Source organism: Protofrankia sp. Cr1 (assembly GCF_963555865.1).
Taxonomy (GTDB): domain Bacteria; phylum Actinomycetota; class Actinomycetes; order Frankiales; family Frankiaceae; genus Protofrankia.
On record NZ_CAUVXO010000514.1, the window covers coordinates 3,568 to 4,356 of the forward strand.

1 protein-coding gene and 1 pseudogene are annotated in these 789 nt (G+C 66.4%); one reads left to right on the forward strand and one right to left on the reverse strand.

Going from position 1 to position 789, the window contains the following annotated elements:
- A pseudogene (locus tag U9980_RS24855) lies at positions 1-358 on the forward strand (protein-L-isoaspartate(D-aspartate) O-methyltransferase); the annotation flags it as partial.
- A 102-nt stretch (positions 359-460) separates the two neighbouring features.
- On the opposite strand, the gene U9980_RS24860 reads toward U9980_RS24855, so the two are convergent.
- Positions 461-685: an energy transducer TonB gene (locus U9980_RS24860; protein WP_322770144.1), complete on the reverse strand. Its 225-nt coding sequence runs from the start codon at positions 683-685 to the stop codon at positions 461-463.
- Positions 686-789 lie beyond the last annotated feature (104 nt).

The window sequence follows — 789 nt, forward strand, 5'->3', positions numbered from 1 at the left end:
CTACCCACACGAACCCTTCAATCAGTTTGACGCAGCCGTCGCTATCGGCTCGATCCTCCCCGAATGCACGACCGGCCACACCCGGCGCGACAATATCGAGTCCCTGCGCCTCTTCCACGCCGACACCCAATCGTGGGCCGCTCTCACTCCCGCAACCCACAACAGCGCCCACTACACCATTGCGCAGTACGGCCCTCGCCGCCTCTGGGACGAGCTTGAGAACGCCTACCGCTGGTGGATCGACGCCGGCAGGCCCGATCACACTCGCATCGGCATCACCGTCACCCCCGACGAGCAGACGTTCTGGCTCGACACCCCGCAACACCCGCTCCCATCCATGAAGCGGCGAGCCGTCTGACTTCGGCGGACGCACCGAAGAAAAATCGTCGCCGATTATCTTTACGGTTTCAAGGGCGGGCGGATTCAACCGGTCAGCGCGCGCAGGCGGCGGCGACGGTGATCATCGTGGGTCTGGCCCGGCCCGGTTGCGCTTCTTGTGCCACAGGGAGGCATAGGTCGCTTCCACCGCGAGAGACGACCACCAGGTCGCGGCCTCCGGGTCCCCGCTGGTGAGGTCCACGCAGATCTGTACGCCGGCCGGTAGAACGAGCGCCGGCCGCAGCACGAAGAACTCCGAGCCGGGCGGGGGCAGTTCGACCCGCGCCCGGTCAGTCGGAAGATCCATTACGGCGAGACGGTGAGATCAACGAGGAACGGCACGCCCGTGACCTGCGAGACCCACGAAGTGGGGCGCTATGGCGCCCGCTCTTGCGGGTGCGCGGGTTCGGT